Raw genomic sequence first — 18,824 nt, forward strand, 5'->3', positions numbered from 1 at the left:
CGGCACGGATGAACACACCGAAGCGTCGACACCTGCGGGTCGTCTTCACCGGGGTGCCGCTGCTCGGTCACCTCCTGCACCAGGTGCCGACCGCACGAGCCTTCACCGACCAGGGACACGCGGTGTCGCTGATGGTGCCGGAGTCGGTCACGACGGTCTTCGGCGGCGAGGAGTTCGAGATGCTTCCCACCGGCGCGGACGCGGATGTCCTCCGTGCCGAGGTTCTCCGTCGTACCGGTGAGGACGTCATGGCGGGGGCGACCCTCGCCGCCCAGCTTGAGGCATTCGGCAACGCCAGGATCGACCTCTCCGCGGCGGACAGCCTGGCGGCGGCTCGGGCCTGGCGGCCGGATCTGATCGTCACCGATCCGACGGACGTTCTCGGACCGCTCGTCGCCAGCGCCCTGGACGTGCCCACCGCCACGCTGACGGTGGGGCCGGAGGGTTCGCCGGAGTTCCAGCAGAGGTTGCGGCAGGAGGTGTCCGGGCAGTACGAAAGCCGCGGGCTGACGCCTCGGCCGCCCCGCTGGGTGCTGGACGTCTGCCCTCCGGCGATGCGACGCGACGACTGGCAGGCCCCCGAACGATGGCGGCCACTGCGCCCCGAGGCACACCGCGCTCCACGCGGCCAGCGCATCCCCGTGCTCCGCGCGCTTCTCGGGCAGCCACGGATCCTGGTCACCTTCGGCACCCTCTTCACCGACGCCCGGCGGCTCGATCCCATCCTGCGAGCGCTCGCCCGCACCGGCGCGGCGCTGCGGGTGCCCGTCGGGCTCACCGCCTCGGCCGACGACTTCGACGTCGACCACGCGGCGGTCGTCTTCGAGCCGTTCGTGCCACTGCACGACCTGCTGTCCGACATCGACCTGGTGGTGTGTCACGGCGGCGCCGGAACCGTGCTCGGCGTGCTGTCCGCCGGCCTGCCCATGGTGGTCGTGCCGCAGGGAGCGGACCAGTCCATGCATGCCGACCGGGCGGCCAACGCGGGCGCCGCCGTGCGGCTCGGCCCCGACGACGTCACCCCGGAGACTGTCGCCCGGGCCGTGGACACGGTGCTCGGCACACCCAGCTACCGCGACAACGCCGGCAGGATCGCCGACCAGATTGCCGCCATGCCGTCCCCCACGGAGGTGGTCACCGCGCTGGCCGCGGAACTGCTGATCGGTGCGCGATGACACCTCGTCAGAACCCGTTGCACCCGACAGGATCCGTCGCACGTCAGGAGGTGACCCGATCATGGCTGACCACATCGACCCGGGACGATCGTTGGCGCTGGTGGAGATCGTGCGGCCCGAGCGTCGGCCGCGCATCCTCGACGTCGGCGCCAACCCGCTCGCCAACCCCCTGGACCGGCCCCCGTACGAGACTCTCGTCGAGCAGGGCCTGTGCGAGGTGTGGGGTTTCGAGCCGCAGGAGAGGGCGTACCGGGAGCTGCTGAGGACCAGGCGGGACAACGAGCACTATCTGCCGTACGCCATCGGCCGGGGCGGCCCGGCGACCCTGCACGTCTTCCGGAACGGCGCATTCAGCAGCATGTACCCGATCCATCGACCGTCGATCGACTTTCTCGACAGGTGGCGCGACGAGACCACGCTGGTGGAGACGATCGACATGGACACCCATCGGATCGATGACCTGCCGGGAGTCGTCGACATCGACCTGCTCAAGATCGACTGCCAGGGCTACGAGGTCGAGGCGATGCGGGGCGCGGAGAAGCGGCTCGCGGGCGCGGTCACGATCATCCCGGAAGTCCGGTTCCTACAGCTCTACGACAACGAGCCGAACCTCTGCGGCCTGGACGCATACCTGCGCGCACAGGGCTTCATGCTCCACAAGTTCCTGTTCATCAAGTCGACCCTCATCAACCACTCCCGATTCGGCAGGCTGCCGAAGGAGCTGACGGTGAACCAGGCGGTCGACGGCGATGCCGTCTATATCAGGAATCCGGCCGCACCGGAGATGACGACCGAGCATCTGAAGAATCTCGCGATCTTCGCCGACGCGGTCTTCTTCTCCTTCGAACTCGTCATTCGGTGCCTCGACATTCTCGCCGCCCGCGGGGTCGTCACCGACGCCGACATCCAGTCCTACGTCGACCGGCTGGTCGGCTGAGCCGGCGCGGGGGCACGTGCGATCCGCTGCCCGAAGGTTTCCGCCAACCAGAAATATGCTCCGCAATCTTTCGGCGGGCGGGGTCGGGCCTTGCCGCCGACCCCGCCCGCGACGTTCGTCGTCACACGAGGCGGGTCATCCAGCCGTACGGGTCGGCGGCCCGGCCGTACTGGATGTCGAGCAGTTGGCGGCGCACCCGCATGGTCACCGAGTCCTCGGCGCCGGCCTTCGGGGCCGTCACCTCGCCGCCCTCCCAGACCAGACGCCCGACCGGCGTGACCACGGCGCCGGTGCCGCACGCGAACACCTCGGTGATCGCGCCGGACGCGACGCCCTCCTGCCATTCCCGGATCTCCACCGGGCGCTCCTCGACCTCCAGGCCGAGATCCTTGGCGAGGACGAGGATCGACCCCCGGGTGACACCCTCGAGGATCGTGCCGAGTGCCGGAGTGACGATCTTGCCATCGGCCGTGATGAAGTAGAGGTTCATGCCGCCGAGCTCCTCCACGTAGCGACCCTCGGCGGCGTCCAGGAAACAGACCTGCTCACAGCCGTGCTCGGCGGCCTCGACCATGGGCGCCAGGCTGGAGGCGTAGTTGCCGCCGCACTTCGCCTCGCCCGTGCCGCCGCGGGCCGCCCGGGTGTAGTGGGTGGAGAGCCAGATGGAGACCGGCTTGACGCCACCGGAGAAGTACGCGCCGACCGGGCAGGCGAGCACCATGTAGGTGATCTCCTTCGCCGGGCGGACACCCAGGAACGGCTCGGACGCGAACATGAACGGCCGCAGATAGACGCTGTACTCGTCCCGCTCCGGCACCCACACCTGATCGGCGCGGACCAGTGCCTCGACCGAGGCCATGAAGTCTGGCACCGGCAGCTCGGGCAGTGCCAGGCGTCGGGCGGACCGGGCGAAGCGCTCGCCGTTGGCCTGCGGCCGGAACGACCAGATCGAGCCGTCCCGGTGCCGGTACGCCTTCATCCCCTCGAAGATCTCCTGCGCGTAGTGCAGCACGGCCGCGGCGGGGTGCATGAGGATCGGGCCGAAGGGGACGATCTCGGAATCCTGCCAGCCGCCGTCCGGCCTCCACACCGCCCGTGCCATGTGGTCGGTGAAGTACCTGCCGAACCCCGGATTCGCCATGATCTCGGCTCGCCGCTGGGCGCTCGCCGGGCTCGGATTCTGCTGCAACGGGAACGACAGACTCATGGCCGGGTCCTCTCAATGGCCGCGTCCCTGGGCGCTCAGGTCACCGAGGATGAACACGCAGGGGAAAATTGTCAGATGACAGGTGGAGAATACCGACCGTATTGTCGCCGATCGTAGACAGACCGCAGCGACTCGGAGGGGCGGCACGGCCGTGAGCCAGGGTGACGAGCGGATCGCCGCGTCCGCCGCCGACGCCGCCCGTCAGGTGCTGGGCCGGGTGGTCGTGTGTGCGGGCACCGACCTCGTCGACGTCGACGACATCCGGGCGCTGCTGGCCCGGCAGCCCCGCTTCGCGGATCGGCATTTCACCCCGGGGGAACGCGCCTACTGCCTGCTCGATCGCGATCCCGCGCAACGCTTCGCCGTCCGCTTCGCCGCCAAGGAGGCGGTGTTGAAGGCCCTCGGGACGGGCCTGAGCGGGGCGGCCCTGCGGGAGATCGAGGTGGTCCGCGGCCCCTCCGGGCCGCCGGCACTGGCCCTGGCCGGGCGCGCGGCGACGCTCGCCGAAGCGGCAGGTGTCGATTCCTGGCTGATCACCCTGACGCACAGCCGGCATTTGGCTTATGCCTTCGTCGCGGGCGTCGGCCGACCGTCCTGAGCGCCTTCCTATTTTATCTGCGCGTTCAAGCTGGACATACCGTTCATATCATTTGAATGACGGCCGATGCCGCATTAATGACTTTTGGCTGACCGTCGCCGTGGTTCGACACTGACCATGAGCCGATAATTGCCGCGCAATCGGGCAAAACAAGAGGCGGCCAAGATCAGCGATTCCGCAAGACATTGACGTCAATATCCCAAATAGCGAGAGCTGTTTGACGGAGCCGGGGTAGCGCCGGAGGATTCTGATCAAGCGGTTCCTCGGGGGATGGGCTACTTTCGTGCATACTTCGGGGTGCATCACGGGTGGGTGCCGAGACGGCGTCGATGCTGCCGAGAGGATAATGTGGAGCCACGTACGCTCTCTCAGGTCCTGGAATTCGAGCGTCGCATAGTGCCGGTGGTCGGCCTGATCCGCGCAGCCCAGGTCCGCGGCGACGGCGACCAGGCGATCGCGCAGCTCGACCAGCTCTGCCACGACGTCGAGCAGCTCGACCCGCTGATGCCGGCGAGCCAGATCGAGGCCACCGTCCACGACCTGCGTGCCTGGTCATCCGCCGGCTTCCTGGAGAAGCCGGCCTTCGATGCGACACGGGACACCGTTCCCGCACCCGAGGACGGGGAGGTCGCCGCCTTCGTCGGGCCGGTCACCCTCCCGAACGGCGACGGCTCCCGCGGCGCCTTCCTCGAGGCCTTCACCGTCGTCCGCCAGGACCCGGACTGCACCGCCGAGCTACAGTCCCGCTATCCGCACGACAAAGCGGTTTTCCAGTCGACTCGACTCCTTTCCGCCTCTCCCGGCCTGCGCGACGGAAACTGCGTCGTCTTCTTTCCGGAAAACATTCCGACGGCCACGCCGACAGTGGACCAGTCGTTCGCCTGGTTCTTCTTCAACCGACATACGACCATCTACGCGCGTACGCTGGGAATCGTGGCTCGCCTCTGTGGCGCCGACTCCCCGTTCGCCGATTCCACGGTGCTGACGTCCGCCGACGTCGACCCGGAGGACGCCTATCAGGCTCGCTGCGTCTGGGGCTACCTGCACGACTACTACCACCACACCGGCCCCCGTCCCCTCGATCAGCACCTGGCGTTGAAGACGAAATGGCGCACCGGTCTCGCCGAGGAGCTCAAGGTCGACCTGAAATCGGCGATCGCCTGCCACGAGGAATCAGTGCCGTACGGCGACGTCATCTTCGAGTACATCATTCTCGAACGGCTCTTCCGCTACCCGGCCGAGCCGCTCCCGTTGCGCAACTTCGACTCCGGCACCGGCTTCGCCCTCGGCACCTGGCTCGCCGAGCACGGCCTGTTCACGGTCGGCGACGACGGCCGGCGCAGGCTGGCCGGCAAGGCGGAGATCGTCGCCTCGGCCAAGGAGCTCGTCCGGACGATCGAGGAGGTCGAGGCGATCACCGACGACGAGACCTATCGCGAGAAGATCACCGATTTCCTGTACGAGAGACTGCTTCTGGAGCCGGAGCGCAAGACGGACAGGTGCGGCGGCCCCCGGGCATCCCTGAGCCTCTGGGGCAGTGAGGTCCATGTCTGACGGGGCCGTGACCAGCACCGACAGTGCCGCCGCCCGGCGCGATCCCGGTTTCTGCCGTTTTCACACCGACCACACCGCCGTCGTCCACTGGTCGTCCGACCACGGCTGGTCCGACTACTCCCTGGAGCCCTACGCCCCGATCACCATGGATCCCGGCACCCTCGTGCTGCACTATGGCCAGAGCGTCTTCGAGGGTCTGAAGGCTTTCCGCCAGCCCGACGGCTCCGCCGCTCTGTTCCGCCCCGCGGACCATGCCCACCGGCTGGCCCGATCGGCGCGGCGGCTGGCGATGGCCGAGATGCCGGCCTCCCTGTTCCTGGCCGCCTGCGCCGACCTCGTCCGCGCCGACGACGGGTGGCTTCCCGGGGAGCCGGGCCAGGGCCTCTATCTGCGCCCGCTGATGATCGCGACCGAGTCCGCGCTCGGCCTGCGCGACTCCCGGCGCTACCGGTGCACCTTCCTGGCCTATCCGGCCGACCCGTGTTTCGGGCGGGCCTTCGCGCCGATCTCCGTGCTGACCTCGGCCGGCGCGGTCCGCGCGGTGCGCGGCGGCGTGGGCGAGGCGAAGTGTTCCGGCAACTACGCCGCCAGCCTGCTGACCCGCAAGCAGGCCAACGCACGCGGGTACGACGAGGTGCTGTGGCTCGACGGCCTGGAGTTTCGCTGGGTCGAGGAGCTCAGCGGCATGAACGTCTTCTTCGTCTGGCGCGCTGACGACGAGCGTCACGGCGTGCGGCTGACCACCCCGCCGTGCCAGGGGACGATCATGCGGGGTGTGACCCGCGACAGCGTCATCGCCCTGGCCGGTGATCTCGGTATCCCGGTCACGGAGGAGCCGACCCCGATCGACGCCGTCCTGAGTGGTGCCCGCTCCGGACGGCTCGTCGAGATGTTCGCGTGCGGGACCGCCGCCGTGGTCGTGGCGGTCGGCCGGATCGCCGACGGAGACGGCGACACGGTGATCGGCGGCGGTCAGGAAGGCGCGGTGACCGCCCGGGTGCGGCACACGCTCATGGAGATCCAACACGGCATCCGTCCGGACACCCACGGATGGCTGCGGAGCGTACGCAAGGACCGTGCATCCGTGCACAGCTCGACCGACCGACAGTAAGGGAGAGGGCGGATGCCTGACGCCAACGGCCGTTCCGCAGCAGGTTCCGGCTCGACCGCGCTGCCGCACGTCACCACCATCCACACGCTCGGGCCGACGGGGACCAACCTGGAGAAGGCCGCGCACCGCTGGTTCGCCGACCGACAGCGCCCCGGCCGGGTGGTCCTGCACGCCGAGGTCGAGGACGGGCTCGACGTCATGACGTTCGACGGCACCGAGGCGATCCTCGCCTGTGCCGTCTACCCGCGCCTGCACGACCTGGTGTTCGGCAACCTGCACCGGCTCACCATGGCCGACAGCTTCATCCTGGACACGTACGACATGGTGCTCGCCGCGCGTCCGGGTCAGGAGTCCGTTCGCACCATCGTCACCCATCCCGCCCCCAGCTGCCTGGTCACGAATCGGGGCACGATCTCGTACGCGAGCAGCAACTCCGTGGCCGCCGCCGTCTGCGCGGCCGGGGACTACGACGCCTGCGTGACCACCGACCGGGCGGCGCGCGCCGAGGGGCTTCAGACGCTGGAGAACTTCGGTCCGGTGCCGATGGTGTTCACCCTGCACGTGGGAAAGGCCGGTCCGGCGTGTTGATAATCGTCCAGCCGCTGTCGGCCGGGATCCAGCTGGCGAGCCGGCTGGTGGCGGCCGGCGTCCCGTGCCTGATCCCGACGCAGTTCCCCGACCTGCTGCCGGCGGAGGTCCACTCCGGTGCGCGCGTCGTCGACTGGCATCCCGACCACGGGGTGCCCGCTCTCCTGGCCGTCGTCGACCGGCTGGGGGTGACGCCGACCGGCGTCATCGCGGGCTTCGAGTACGCCGTCGGGCCGGCGGCCGAGCTGGCCCGCGCCCTCGGGCTGCCGGCGCTGAGCCAGGACACGGCCGAGGCCGTCCGGCAGAAGGACGTCATGCGGGAGCGTTGCGTCAAGCACGGCATCGCCGTCCCGGCATCGATCACGATCCCGGCCGACGAGGTGGGCGAATGCCCCTTCGCGTTCCCGGCGGTCGTCAAGCCCGTCGACTGGGGCGGGAGCCTGATGGTGCGCCTCGTCCGGGACGCCGACGAGTACCGGCACGCCTGCGCCGAGATCCACAGGTACGGCGAGGTCAAGTTCCACCACGATCCACGACGGGTCGCCCTGGTCGAGGAGTACGTCGACGGCCCCGAGTTCTCCCTGGAGGGCTGGGTGGACTCGGCCGGGCCGCATCTGGTCAGCATCACCACGAAACTGGTCAGTGCACCGCCGCAGTTCTTCGAGATGGGCCACGTCGCCACACCGCCGCCGAGTTCACCGCACGGACGGCTGCTGCACGAGTTCGCCGCGCAGGTGGTCGCCGCCTTCGACATCACCGTCGGGCCGTTCCACATCGAGACCCGCATCGCCGCGGACGGTCGCCCGGTGCTGATCGAGGTGGGTGCCCGGCTGGCCGGCGACTGCATCCCCGAACTGATCGCGGCGGGGCCCGGGGTGGACCTCTACCTGGCGGCGGCCGAGGCGGCTCGCGGCGGCCGTTACGAGGACCGGCCCGTGTCGTCGGTGAGCGCCGGGCTGGCCTTCGTCACCACCGATCGGCCGGGCACCTTCGCCGGCACGGTGTCCGGCCTTGAGCCGTTCCTCGACGCCGACGAGTTCGAACGGGTCGTCTTCGAGGCCGAGCGCGGTGCGGCGCTCGATCCCGACGACATCTTCCACAACCGGGTCGCCCAGGTGTATTTCGTCGGCGCTCCAGGCCGGGTCGAGGACCTGGTCGGCGCCGTGCTGCGCGACGTGCGGGTCGATATATCCGACAAGGAAGGCAACTGATCGTGAGCAAGGACAACGATCTGGTCGTCGAGACGACGACCGCACCTCGCCCGAAGCCGGAGGCCGACGTGCCGACGCTCCCGGGCAGCGCCCTCACCGATCACGCGTACTCGATGCGGTGGAGCAAGCGGCGGTCGTGGCAGGCCCTGACCATCGCCGACCGCGACCGGCTGCCGTCCGTACGGCCCACGTCCTCGGCCCTGAACTACGGGCAGGCGGTGTTCGACGACCTCGCGGCCTACCGGATGACCGACGGGTCCGTCGCGGTGTACCGCCCGGACAGCCACATCAAGCGGCTCAACAACGGGGCCCGGCGGATGGCCCTCCCACAACTGGACTTCGACCGCGTCTGGCTCGCGATCCGCCGGCTCGTGGACCTGGACGCGGCGTGGATCCCGGCGGAGCCCGGGTCGGCGCTGCTGCTGCACTCCGTGCTGGCCGGCAACGGCCCGACGCTCGCGCTGGCCCCTGCCGAGGAGTGCCTGTTCACGATCGTCGCGAGCCCGCTGACACGGCAGGCTCCGGCCGAACTGCCGGTGCGGGCGATGGTGGTCGACAACTACGTCCGGGCGTGGCCCGGCGGCACCGGTGACATCAACGCCATCGGCAACCACGGGCAGGGGCTGGTCCCGCGGGAGGTCGCCGCCAACTACGACTACCACCACGTGCTGTGGGTGGGCGGCGATCCGGAGCGCAGGGTCCAGCAGGTCGGCACGATGAACGCGTTCTTCGTCATCGACGGTGTCCTGACCACGCCGTCGCTGGACGGCACCGTACGGCCGGGGATCACCCGCGACTCGATCATCAAGCTGGCGCGTGATGCCGGGACCACTGTCGACGAACGGCCGGTTCCGTTGGCCGAGGTGTTGCAGGGCATCAGCGACGGCCGGATCACCGAGTGCTTCGGCACCGGGACGATCGAGGGTGTCGTGCCCATCAACGGCCTCGGCTACCGCGGGGAGGAATACCGACTGCCCGGCACCGTCGCCGTGGCGTCGCACCTCCGCGAGGTGGTCGAGGGCATCCACCGCGGCGACCTGATCGACCGGTTCGGCTGGATGCGGCGGCTCACCGAAGTTTCCACAGTCCACGCCTGACCACGGCGGCGCAACCCATCAGGAGATCCAGATCATGGCCTACGTCGTCACCGATGCTTGCATCGGCTGCAAGTACACCGACTGCGTGGACGTCTGCCCGGTCAACTGCTTCCACGAGGGTCCGGAGATGCTCTACATCGATCCGGAGGAGTGCATCGACTGCAACGCCTGCGTTGCCGAATGCCCGCCGGAGGCGATCTGGGCCGACGTCGAACTGCCCGAGGACAAGTTCGAGTGGATCCAGATCAACGGCGAACTGAGCCAGCAGTACCCGGTCATCTACCAGAGCGACGCCAACTCCGTCAGCAAGAAGTCCACCTCATAAGGGATGGGATCGACAGACATGACCACTACCATCGAAAACTCGTTCATGCTCGGTCTCGACTCGAACTTCTACCTCAAGGACGATTTCGAGAGCCCGGAGAAGCGGACGAACGTCACCTGGTTCTACCCGAAGATCTGCGGCTTCCAGGACGCGCTGCGCACCGAGCAGGAGAAGGCGGAGTACTTCTCCTTCCTCGACCGTCAGACGCACCCTCAGCAGACGGACATCCTGCTGTACTTCCACATCCCGTTCTGCGAGGCGTTCTGCAACTTCTGTGCCTGCTTCAAGGAGTCCTCGGCGAAGTACCAGGGCGAGCAGCGGGTGCGGTTCGTCAAGGCCATGGTGAAGGAGATCGAGCGCAACGCCCGCTCGGCGTACTTCCAGGGCACGAAGATCAAGTACGTCCAGTTCGGCGGGGGTACGCCGTCGGCGCTCGACCAGGAGTCGATGGCGACGATCATCCAGGCCGTGCACCGTGAGTTCGACCTGAGCGAGGTCGACGGGATCTCGCTGGAGGGCAGCCCGCTCGGCCTGTCCACGGACGGCTACATCGAGATGCTCAAGTCACTGGGCATCACCCGCATCTCGTTCGGCGTGCAGACGCTCAACGAGGACATCCGGCGCAAGCTGACCATCAAGGCCACCGTCGAGCAGGTGTACCAGACTGCGGAGAACATCCGCAAAGCCGGGATCAGGACCTTCGCCCTGGACCTCATGTACAACCTCGCCGGTCAGACCGACGAGATCCTCGCCTCCGACATCCACGGCATCTGCGCCGAACTACGCCCCAGTTTCGTCCAGACGTACCGGTTCAACCAGTGGGAGGGGACCCGGCTGGACAAGCAGATCCGGGCCGGCAAGGTGAGTGACGTGTTGCCGTCGGGCAGCATCGAGCGGGTCCAGTACCGCCTGATCAAGGACAGCCTGGCCGACTACGGGTACGACAAGCAGCTCCTGATCAACTTCTTCACCCACCTGGACGAGACCGGCCCGATCGGGCTGGACCACGCCTGCGGAGGCAACGGCTACCGGGCGAGTTACACCCTGGGCATCGGCCCGGCCGCCGAGAACTACATGGGTGAGCGCAGCTACCGCAACCACACGAACGTGGACCGCTGGATCAAGGATGTCGAGGACGGCATCATCCCCATCGAGCAGGGCCGGATCTGCAGTGAGGACGAGGTCGAGAACCGCGTCATGGTGTTCTTCCCGGTCTTCGGCACCGTCCGCAAGGCCGACGTCGCCAACCTGGAGAAGTACCGCCGGGAGATCGACTGGATGGTGGAGAGCGGGTACGCGGTCGAGACCGACGAGGCGATCACCCTCACCGAGGTCGGCCGGGAGAACGCCGGCAACATCGCCTTCCTGTTCTACTCCGACGAGGAGAAGGCGCGGGCCCGCCGCACCATGTACCTCTCCCTGAAGAACAAGCGCAACCCGTTCCACCAGGACGAGATGAACATCCCCCGGACCCCGGTCTTCCTGCAGTCCAAGCTGGCGACCCGGCCAGCCGACTCCGGCGCCGCGCCGAAGGCGGGCTGACGTGACGACCACCGACCGGAAGACCCACGCGGACATCGAGGACGACCTGCGGAAGATCGCCGCCGAGGTCTTCCCGAACCACAACGTCGAGCTGACCTCGACCACGCCCCTGTTCAACGGCGGGCTCTCCCTCAACTCCACCCAGATGATCGAGCTGACGCTGGCCTTCGAGTCGTACTACGACATCGAACTCGAACCGGAGCTGCTGACGGTGGAGCACTTCGCCACCCTCGGCTCGCTCGCGACGATGCTCGAGGACCAGCTCAACGACGACTCCTATGTCTGATGCCGTCCGGGTCGTCCTGGTGCACGGCAACGCCGGAGCGACAATCGACGGCATCTGGTTCCCGTACCTGAAACGGGAACTCGAGATTCGGGGCCACACCGTGGTGGCACAGACCTTCCCCGATCCGATCAAGGGCCGGATGCGGTACTGGCTGCCCTACCTGACCGACGTCATCCGGCCGGACGACCGGACGGTCATCGTCGGGCACTCGTCGGGAGCCCTGACCGCACTGCGGTACGCCGAGTCGGCGCCGCTGCTGGGCACCTTCGTGGTGGCCGGACACCACACCGACTGCGGCTTCGAGCTCGAACGGCGCAGCGGGTTCTTCGACAGGCCGTGGGACTGGGCGGCGATCAGGCGCAACCAGCGCTTCATCGTCCAGTTCCACTCGACCGACGACCCGTGGGTCCCCGTCGAGGTGGCCCGGGAGCTGCACCGGCTGACCGGAAGCCGCCTGACCCTGATGGAGGGGATGGGCCACTTCGGGTCCTACGACCAGAAGTTGGACACCTTCCCGGAGCTGCTGGAGGCGGTGTGCCAGCAACTCGAGACGGCCGACCGGTGACCGGCGGCCCGCTCCGCCTCGTCGACGAGGTCCTCGACCGCCGCCACGACGACGATGCCGTGGCGGTGGTCGACCTGGCCACGAACGTCCAGGTGTCCTATCGGACACTGGCCCGGCGCACCCAGGCGCTCACCGATCTGTTGGCTCCCGTCGTCGGCCGGCACGACACCGTCGCGATGGTGCTGGACAAGTCCATCGACTCGGTGGTCTGCATGCTGGCGGCGCTTCGGCTCGGCGCGCGGTACGTCCCCGTCGACGAGTCGTTGCCGCCGGCCCGGACGGCCCTGCTGTTCGCCAGGTGCCGCCCGACGGTGACGGTGGCGCATCCGCGGCATCTCGGGCTGGTGGCCGGGACGGCGGCCGGGCGCGTGGTGGTCGCCGGTGACTCCTGGGACACGCGGGCCGAGGCCGACTACCGGCCTTCGGTGTACGGGGACAGGACGCCGGACGACCAGGCGTACGTCATCTTCACGTCGGGATCGACTGGCGGCCCGAAGGGCGTCATGATCAGCCACCGCAGTGTGTGCGCCCTCCTCGAAGGCGTACAGGAGGTGGTCGGCTTCCCGGACCGGATGCGGTACCTGAACGTGGCGCCGCTGTTCTTCGACGCGTCGGTGGTCGACCTGTACTCCACCTTCCTGGTCGGCGGCAGCGTGCACCTGCTGCCCCGGCTGACGATGGCCGGCCAGGTCACGCAGGCGTGCGAGCGGTGGCGCATCACCGACGTGTTGCTGGTGCCCTCGGTCATCCGAATGCTCCTGGGGCGGTTCAGCGACATCGACCGCCGCGACCTGAGCTCCCTGCGGCGCCTGTGGTTCGGTGGCGAGTCGTGCCCCACCTCGCTCCTGCGGGAGATGGACAAGAAACTTCCGGGTCTGACCTATGTGCACGGTTACGGTCCGACCGAGACCACGCACAGCGCCACCCTCTACGTGACCGACGACATCGCCGGCCACGACGACGAGTACCTGCCGATCGGGACCCCGCTGCCCGCCGTCGACGTCCTGGTCGTCGACGACGACCTGCGACCGGTGCCCGACGGCGAGACGGGTGAGCTGCTCATCGGCGGCCCGCAGGTCATGGTGGGCTACTGCGCGGAGCCGGCGAAGACCGAAGAGGTGCTGACCACCCGCGGTTCCCCGGAGATCCGGTACTACCGGTCCGGCGACTTCGTCCGGCGTACCGACGCCGGCCAGCTCGTCTTCGTCGGCCGTCGCGACGATGCCGTGAAGATCGCCGGGAACCTCGTGCACACCTCCGAGGTCGAGGCCGCCGCGCTCGCCGTGGACTGGGTGGTCGACTGCTGCGCGGTGGTGACTCGGCACCGGGTCGCCGGCCGGGTGATCACTCTCTTCGTCCTCGGCGCCCACCGGCCCGGGGCCGAGACGGACCTGGCGGCCGAGCTGGCGCGGGTGTTGCCGCCGTACATGGTCCCGGCCGAGATCGTCCCGATCGACGAGCGGGACGTCGGCCTGACCCCGACCGGCAAACTCGACAGGGGCCGCCTGCGCGAGCTGGTGGCGTCCGATGATCGATGACGAGATCGCCGCGTTCACCCGGCGGGGTGTGCTGACCGTGGTCCCCCGGGCGGCGTCCGGGCGCGTCCTCGCCGACGACCCCGCCGAGCTGCTCCGCCATCGGGTCGAGGAGTTCCTTCCCGCGCCGGCCACCGTCGACCGGATCGCCGAGGCGCTCACCCGGGAGGGCCTCGCGATCGAGGCGCGCACCGACGTGGGCCTGACGGTCAGCGGTGCGCAGACCCTGCTCCGGGAGGTCTTCGGCAGCGCCGTCACCGTGAAGCGCAACAAGTACATCCGCGACTCCCCGCGGTACGAACTCGTCGCCGAGGGCCCGCTCCGCCCCCGGGTGTGCGCCGACCTGATCAGTGCGGTCTCGGCGCCGCGATCCGGCTTCGAGCTGGCCGCGACCGCGTCGCCGCCGGCGGTGCGCGGGAGCGGGCACCACCTCAGCCTTCCCGGCGACGCGGTCCGCGTGGCCGGAGCCGAGGCACTGCACGCCGGCGGCATCCGCGGCCAGGGTGTCCGGGTCGTCATGGTCGACACCGGCCTCTACGACCACCCGCATCACCGGCGGCACGGTTACCGGACCTCGGTCGTCGCCGCCCTGCCGCAGCTCGATCCCACGGTCGACGAACGCGGTCACGGCACCGCGATGTCGGCGTTGCTCCTGGCGGTCGCGCCCGGCGTGTCCCTCACGATGGTCAAGATGGCCACCGAGGGCTTCTCGTTCCCCGTCGCCGCGTTCCAGCGGGCGGTCCAGTTGGAACCCGACGTCATCTCCTGTAGCTGGGGCACCCTACGCGCGGAGCCCCACCTGCACCTCGAGGTCGCCAACGCGATCCGGCGGGGCTGCACCGTGCTGTTCGCCGCGGGCAACGGCTCGACCGACCGGCCGACAGCGATGTTCCAGTCCGTCGCCACCCCCGGTGCCATCACCGTCGGCGGGGTGCACATCGGCCCCGACGGCGCGCTGCGGGCCGCCGACCTCGCCTCCAGCTACCGCTCGGCGGTCTTTCCCGGACGGGCCGTGCCGGACGTGTCCGGCCCGTGCGGCATGTTGCCCAACGGCAACTACATCCTCTTCCCGACCCAGCCCGGCTGCCTGTTCGACCGCCGCAACAGTAAGTACGACGGTACGGGTGCCGAGGACGGCTGGCTCGTCTCCAGCGGCACGTCAGGTGCCACGGCATACGCCGCCGGTGTGGTGGCACTGGCGATCCAGCAGGGCCGGGCGAGCACCGTGGAGTCCCTGGCGGCCTCCTGTGTGCCGGTCACGCGGGGCCGTTCCATCACCGGGGACGAGTGCGACGGCGAGAGCCCGAACCCGGCCACCGGCCACGGCCTGCTCACCGCGTACCGATTGCCCGGGGTTGTCGCTGCTGACGGGCCGCTGTTACGCTCCTCGATGGACGGACGGGGGATCTCTGGGTGACTGGGCCATTGCGTGTCACCGACAGGGATTCCCAGACCACCGACATTCGGCCACATCAGATCGTGCGCTTCGTCGGCGGCCGGGGGGTCGCGGCGCTTGCCGACCAGTTTCTGCTGTTCGCCATTCCGCTGCTGGTCTTCAAGACCACGGGCAGTGTCGCCGCGAGCGGGCTCGTCTTCCTGGTCGAGTGGCTTCCCCGGGTCATCTTCGTCCCCGTTGCCGGGGTGCTCGCCGACCGGGTCGACGGCTACCGGCTCTATCTGATCGCCGACACCGTCCGGGCGCTGCTCGCCGTGGCCGCCTTCGCCGCCGTCCTGGCGTGGCCGGGGGCGACGGTGGTGACGCTTAGCGTTCTCGCCGCGTCCATGTCCCTGGCCAGCGCCCAGGCGTACATCGCGATGGAGACCACGCTCCCCCGGTTCGTGCCCGCCGAGCACATGGTGCGGGCCCAGTCCGTCATTCAGGGCACCGAGCAGGCCAGCACGGTGCTCGGCCCGGCCATCGCGGTCGTGCTGGCCACGCTGCTGGGAACGACGGACCTCCTGCTGGTGACCGGGGCGCTGTTCGCGCTCACCGCGATCAACGTCCTGACGCTGCGCGGCAGCCTGCGCAGCGCGGTCGGCAACGCCGAGCCCACGACGGTACGCGGCGTGCTGGCCTCGGTGGTCGAGGGCGGGCGGACCCTGTTCAAGCTCCCCGCGATGGTGGGCCTGGTCGGGCTGACGATGATGGTGAACCTCATGGTCGGTGTCGGCATGGCGACAAGCGCCGCCATCACCACCGGCACGTTCGGCAAGCCCGACCGTTACTTCGGGGTGCTGTCCTTCGCCGAGGGCGCGCTCTCTCTGTTGATCTTCTTCTTCATCCCGCGACTGTCCCGGCGGATCAGCCCGCTGGTCGCGATCCTGGGCACATTCGTGATCATCTGCCTGGGCGGCCTCGCGATCAGCCAGGCGACGTCGTTCACCCAGTTCGCCATCGGTTACACGTTGCTCATCGGCACGGTCGGCATCCTCAACGTCTTCATCCGCGCCGAACGAATTCGCCGCATCCCCCGCGAACACCTCGGCAAGACGATCGGCCTCATTGTCCTGCTGAACCAGGTCTCCCTACCCGTCTCGGGTTTCGTCGTCGCCGTCTTCGCCACCGCGCACGGTCCGCAGGCCGTGCTGCTCGGCTCGGTGCTCGGGTCCGTCCTCGTCGCCGTTCTGTTGCTCCCGCTGGTCCTTCAACTGAGGTATCCCCATGCGCATCCTGGTCCTGCACCGAATCACCGATGACATCATCCGCTACGCGAATGGCCTCGACTTCGCGGCTCATGAGGTGACGTTCATCGGTACGACCGAGCGCATGGCCACGCTGCCCGCGCGGCTGCCCGGCACCCGGATCGAACGGCCCGGCACCGGGGCCACAGAGGCCGAGGTGGTGGCGGCGCTCGCCGGCCAGCCGCGACCCGACCTGGTCATCGCGCAGTCGGAGTTCGACCTGATCGCGGCGGCCCGCATCCGGGAGGCGCTGGGCGTGCCCGGTCCGCGCGAGGTCGACGTGCTTCCCGTCCGGGACAAGGTCATGATGAAGGCCGCCGCGTCCCGGGCGGGTCTGCGTGTGCCGCGTTATCTCCCGCTCGCCTCGGCCCTCGCCGGTGCCGCCGTCCCGTGGTCGGACAGGACAGTTCTCAAACCGCTCGACGGCGCCTCCAGCCAGGACGTCCGCGTCTTCGACACCCCCGAGGCAGCCCTCGATGCGGTACGCCGCGACGGGCTGCCCTCCGCCGCGGACCCGAGCGGCTTCGAGATCGAGGAGTTCGTTGGCGGCCCGATCATCCACGTCGACGGGCTGGCCGTCGACGGCACACCTGTCACGCTTCAGGCCAGTCGGTACGTCGGCACCTGCCTCGGGTACGCCGAGGGCAGCCCGCTCGGCTCGGTGCAGACGGACACTCCGCCTGCCGTCGTGGAGTGGACCACTGCCTGCCTGCGGGCCGTCGGCATCACCACGAGCCTGTTCCACCTCGAAGGCATCGAGACACCCGACGGCCTGGTCTTCCTGGAGGTCGCCAGCAGGTTCGGCGGGGCCGGCGTGGCCGACACCTTCGAGCTGGCGACCGGCGTACACATGCCGTCGGTGCAGTTGCGGGCCCTCTCGACGCCCGGCGTCCCCACCCCCGAGGCCCGCGACGCCGGCCCCGACGCCCGGTACGGCTGGTTCATCTTCCCCGGTCACACCCTGGGCGGGAGATTCTGCGCGATCCAGGGCTCGGACGAGTTCCGGCACAGCCCGCTGACCCGGCGCTGGGTGCAGCGCACCCAGGACGAGCCGATCAGTCAGACCCTCAGCTACGCCGAGTACGACGTACCCATCGCCGGTATCGTCGGCCCGGCACCCACGGCCGTGCTCGACCAGTTCCTGCGGGACATGTTCGCCGCGATCAAGGTCACGGCCGCCTCCGAGGCGGGCAGCCATGTCTGAGCTGTTGCTGGTCGGGGTCGGTTTCATGGGCAGGCCCTACCTCGCCGCCGCGCGTCGGCTGGGTCTGCGGGTCGCGGCCGTGGAGGGCGCGTTGCGCGCGGCGGACACGGCCGGGCTCGTCGACCACATCCGGGTGGCCCCCGGCAACCACGACGAGCAGTGGGCCGAAGGAGCCTGGGCCGCCGCGGCGGACCGCAGGCCGGCCGGAGTGGTGGCGTTCACCGAGAACAACGTGCTCGGCGCGGCCCTGCTCCAGGATCGGCTCGGTCTTCCCGGCCCGTCCCTGCACGCCGCGACCCTCTCCCGTAACAAGGCTCTGCAGAGGGGTCTGTTCGCGGCGGCGGGCATCCGCCAACCCGACTATCGAATGACCGACGATCTGGAGTCGGCGCGCGACTGGGCCGCCGCCCGCCTGCCGGTTGTCGTGAAGCCACTGTCCTCGGCGGGGAGCGAGGGCGTGGAACTCGTCGAAGACCTGGACGCCTTCTCCGACGCGGTGGCACGCCGCAACGACGAGGGCCCGCTCCTGGTGGAGACTGCGGTGGACGGGCCGGAGTACAGCTGGGAGGCCCTGCTCAGCGAGGGCAAGGTGTGGCTGGCCAACCTCACCGCCAAGGAGACCGCCGAGCCGCCCCACTTCGTCGAGATAGCGCACCGCACCGGCATCCAGCTCGACCCCGAAACCGCCGCCGAGGTGACGGAATTCTGCACGGCGGTGGTGGCCGCCCTCGGCATGCGTACCGGCATCGTGCACCTTGAGTTCCGGCTCGCCGCCGACGGGCCGACCCTGATGGAGGTCGCCGTCCGGACCCCCGGCGACTACCTGATGGACCTGCTCAGCCTCACCTACGGACTGGACTGGTTCGAGATGGTCGTCCGGCTCGCCATGGCGATGCCCCTACCCGAACCACCGCCGGGCCCCGTCGCGTACGCGGCGAGCTATCTCCCTGTCGCGCCGGCCGGCATCCTTGTCGAGATGCGGGGCATGGCCGAGATCGAGGCACACCCGGCCTTCGTCACGTGCGGGTGGTGGAAGCACCCCGGTGACGTCGTGTCGGCGGCGACCTGGAGCGCCGAGCGCGCCGGCTACCTCATCGTCTCGGCCGAGACCCCGGCGCTGCGCGACGAGGCACTGGAGTTCGTCCGCAGGACGCTGACCATCGTCACCCGCCCAGCCTGACGTGTTGCGGGGCCCACGGCGCGGCAC

The 18,824-nt window shown here is 69.3% G+C and carries 18 protein-coding genes; 17 read left to right on the forward strand and 1 reads right to left on the reverse strand.

The features are described 5' to 3' along the window. The first annotated feature begins 8 nt into the window (after window positions 1-8). Both ACGFIW_RS17970 and ACGFIW_RS17975 read left to right on the forward strand, forming a co-directional pair. A complete protein-coding gene (locus tag ACGFIW_RS17970; protein WP_393316538.1) occupies window positions 9-1,175 on the forward strand; it encodes a glycosyltransferase in 1,167 nt (388 codons plus the stop codon). Between the two features lie 61 nt (window positions 1,176-1,236). Then, the gene (locus ACGFIW_RS17975; protein WP_393316541.1) at window positions 1,237-2,112 is read left to right on the forward strand and encodes an FkbM family methyltransferase; all 876 of its coding nucleotides are present in this window, start codon (window positions 1,237-1,239) and stop codon (window positions 2,110-2,112) included. A 121-nt stretch (window positions 2,113-2,233) separates the two neighbouring features. Here the strand turns inward: ACGFIW_RS17975 and ACGFIW_RS17980 are convergent, their stop codons facing one another. Then, window positions 2,234-3,319 (reverse strand): branched-chain amino acid aminotransferase, encoded by a 1,086-nt coding sequence (locus tag ACGFIW_RS17980; protein ID WP_393316544.1) that lies wholly within the window; start codon window positions 3,317-3,319, stop codon window positions 2,234-2,236. 151 nt (window positions 3,320-3,470) lie between these two features. On the opposite strand from ACGFIW_RS17980, the gene acpS reads away from it, so the two are divergent. The 15 genes from acpS (at window position 3,471) to ACGFIW_RS18055 (ending at window position 18,797) form a co-directional block, all read left to right on the forward strand. Beyond that, window positions 3,471-3,917 carry a holo-ACP synthase gene (acpS, locus tag ACGFIW_RS17985; RefSeq protein ID WP_393316547.1) on the forward strand — a complete coding sequence of 149 codons (447 nt, stop codon included), beginning with the start codon at window positions 3,471-3,473 and terminating at the stop codon, window positions 3,915-3,917. 396 nt (window positions 3,918-4,313) lie between these two features. After that, window positions 4,314-5,471: a DUF6421 family protein gene (locus ACGFIW_RS17990; protein ID WP_393316551.1), complete on the forward strand. Its 1,158-nt coding sequence runs from the start codon at window positions 4,314-4,316 to the stop codon at window positions 5,469-5,471. Beyond that, the gene (locus ACGFIW_RS17995; protein WP_393316554.1) at window positions 5,464-6,582 is read left to right on the forward strand and encodes a branched-chain amino acid aminotransferase; all 1,119 of its coding nucleotides are present in this window, start codon (window positions 5,464-5,466) and stop codon (window positions 6,580-6,582) included. Before ACGFIW_RS17990 ends, ACGFIW_RS17995 begins: the two co-directional genes overlap by 8 nt. A 12-nt stretch (window positions 6,583-6,594) precedes the next feature. Then, on the forward strand, window positions 6,595-7,170 hold the full coding sequence (locus ACGFIW_RS18000) for a hypothetical protein (RefSeq protein WP_393316556.1): 576 nt from the start codon (window positions 6,595-6,597) through the stop codon (window positions 7,168-7,170). Then, complete coding sequence (locus tag ACGFIW_RS18005; RefSeq protein WP_393316558.1) at window positions 7,164-8,381, forward strand: acetyl-CoA carboxylase biotin carboxylase subunit family protein; 1,218 nt, start codon at window positions 7,164-7,166, stop codon at window positions 8,379-8,381. The genes ACGFIW_RS18000 and ACGFIW_RS18005 overlap by 7 nt, the downstream gene beginning before the upstream one ends. Window positions 8,382-8,383: 2 nt before the next feature. Beyond that, window positions 8,384-9,478, forward strand: a complete 1,095-nt coding sequence (locus ACGFIW_RS18010; RefSeq protein WP_393316560.1) for an aminotransferase class IV — start codon at window positions 8,384-8,386, stop codon at window positions 9,476-9,478. 34 nt (window positions 9,479-9,512) lie between these two features. Continuing rightward, window positions 9,513-9,803: a ferredoxin family protein gene (locus ACGFIW_RS18015; protein ID WP_393316563.1), complete on the forward strand. Its 291-nt coding sequence runs from the start codon at window positions 9,513-9,515 to the stop codon at window positions 9,801-9,803. Between the two features lie 18 nt (window positions 9,804-9,821). Next, the gene (locus ACGFIW_RS18020) at window positions 9,822-11,345 is read left to right on the forward strand and encodes a coproporphyrinogen-III oxidase family protein (protein WP_393316566.1); all 1,524 of its coding nucleotides are present in this window, start codon (window positions 9,822-9,824) and stop codon (window positions 11,343-11,345) included. A 1-nt stretch (window position 11,346) separates the two neighbouring features. Beyond that, window positions 11,347-11,631: an acyl carrier protein gene (locus tag ACGFIW_RS18025; RefSeq protein ID WP_393316569.1), complete on the forward strand. Its 285-nt coding sequence runs from the start codon at window positions 11,347-11,349 to the stop codon at window positions 11,629-11,631. Then, on the forward strand, window positions 11,624-12,196 hold the full coding sequence (locus ACGFIW_RS18030; RefSeq protein ID WP_393316572.1) for an RBBP9/YdeN family alpha/beta hydrolase: 573 nt from the start codon (window positions 11,624-11,626) through the stop codon (window positions 12,194-12,196). Before ACGFIW_RS18025 ends, ACGFIW_RS18030 begins: the two co-directional genes overlap by 8 nt. After that, window positions 12,166-13,734 carry an amino acid adenylation domain-containing protein gene (locus ACGFIW_RS18035; RefSeq protein WP_393316574.1) on the forward strand — a complete coding sequence of 523 codons (1,569 nt, stop codon included), beginning with the start codon at window positions 12,166-12,168 and terminating at the stop codon, window positions 13,732-13,734. Before ACGFIW_RS18030 ends, ACGFIW_RS18035 begins: the two co-directional genes overlap by 31 nt. Next, complete coding sequence (locus ACGFIW_RS18040; RefSeq protein ID WP_393316577.1) at window positions 13,724-15,148, forward strand: S8 family serine peptidase; 1,425 nt, start codon at window positions 13,724-13,726, stop codon at window positions 15,146-15,148. The genes ACGFIW_RS18035 and ACGFIW_RS18040 overlap by 11 nt, the downstream gene beginning before the upstream one ends. Continuing rightward, a complete protein-coding gene (locus ACGFIW_RS18045; protein WP_393316580.1) occupies window positions 15,145-16,428 on the forward strand; it encodes an MFS transporter in 1,284 nt (427 codons plus the stop codon). The genes ACGFIW_RS18040 and ACGFIW_RS18045 overlap by 4 nt, the downstream gene beginning before the upstream one ends. Beyond that, entirely contained in the window at window positions 16,394-17,617 is a 1,224-nt protein-coding gene (locus tag ACGFIW_RS18050; RefSeq protein WP_393316583.1) for an acetyl-CoA carboxylase biotin carboxylase subunit family protein, read from the forward strand. Before ACGFIW_RS18045 ends, ACGFIW_RS18050 begins: the two co-directional genes overlap by 35 nt. Next, entirely contained in the window at window positions 17,610-18,797 is a 1,188-nt protein-coding gene (locus tag ACGFIW_RS18055) for an ATP-grasp domain-containing protein (protein WP_393316586.1), read from the forward strand. Before ACGFIW_RS18050 ends, ACGFIW_RS18055 begins: the two co-directional genes overlap by 8 nt. Window positions 18,798-18,824: the final 27 nt, after the last annotated feature.

This window comes from Micromonospora sp. NPDC048935 (assembly GCF_043197875.1).
Taxonomy (GTDB): Bacteria; Actinomycetota; Actinomycetes; order Mycobacteriales; family Micromonosporaceae; genus Micromonospora.

Bases quoted from the DNA above. Each gene is read 5' to 3' on its own strand.
- ACGFIW_RS17980 (WP_393316544.1), bottom strand. From the start codon at position 3,319: ATGAGTCTGTCGTTCCCGTTGCAGCAGAATCCGAGCCCGGCGAGCGCC.
- ACGFIW_RS18015 (WP_393316563.1), top strand. From the start codon at position 9,513: ATGGCCTACGTCGTCACCGATGCTTGCATCGGCTGCAAGTACACCGAC.
- ACGFIW_RS18050 (WP_393316583.1), top strand. From the start codon at position 16,394: ATGCGCATCCTGGTCCTGCACCGAATCACCGATGACATCATCCGCTAC.
- ACGFIW_RS18040 (WP_393316577.1), top strand. From the start codon at position 13,724: ATGATCGATGACGAGATCGCCGCGTTCACCCGGCGGGGTGTGCTGACC.
- ACGFIW_RS17975 (WP_393316541.1), top strand. From the start codon at position 1,237: ATGGCTGACCACATCGACCCGGGACGATCGTTGGCGCTGGTGGAGATC.
- ACGFIW_RS18000 (WP_393316556.1), top strand. From the start codon at position 6,595: ATGCCTGACGCCAACGGCCGTTCCGCAGCAGGTTCCGGCTCGACCGCG.
- ACGFIW_RS18020 (WP_393316566.1), top strand. From the start codon at position 9,822: ATGACCACTACCATCGAAAACTCGTTCATGCTCGGTCTCGACTCGAAC.
- ACGFIW_RS18030 (WP_393316572.1), top strand. From the start codon at position 11,624: ATGTCTGATGCCGTCCGGGTCGTCCTGGTGCACGGCAACGCCGGAGCG.
- ACGFIW_RS18055 (WP_393316586.1), top strand. From the start codon at position 17,610: ATGTCTGAGCTGTTGCTGGTCGGGGTCGGTTTCATGGGCAGGCCCTAC.
- ACGFIW_RS17970 (WP_393316538.1), top strand. From the start codon at position 9: ATGAACACACCGAAGCGTCGACACCTGCGGGTCGTCTTCACCGGGGTG.
- ACGFIW_RS17995 (WP_393316554.1), top strand. From the start codon at position 5,464: ATGTCTGACGGGGCCGTGACCAGCACCGACAGTGCCGCCGCCCGGCGC.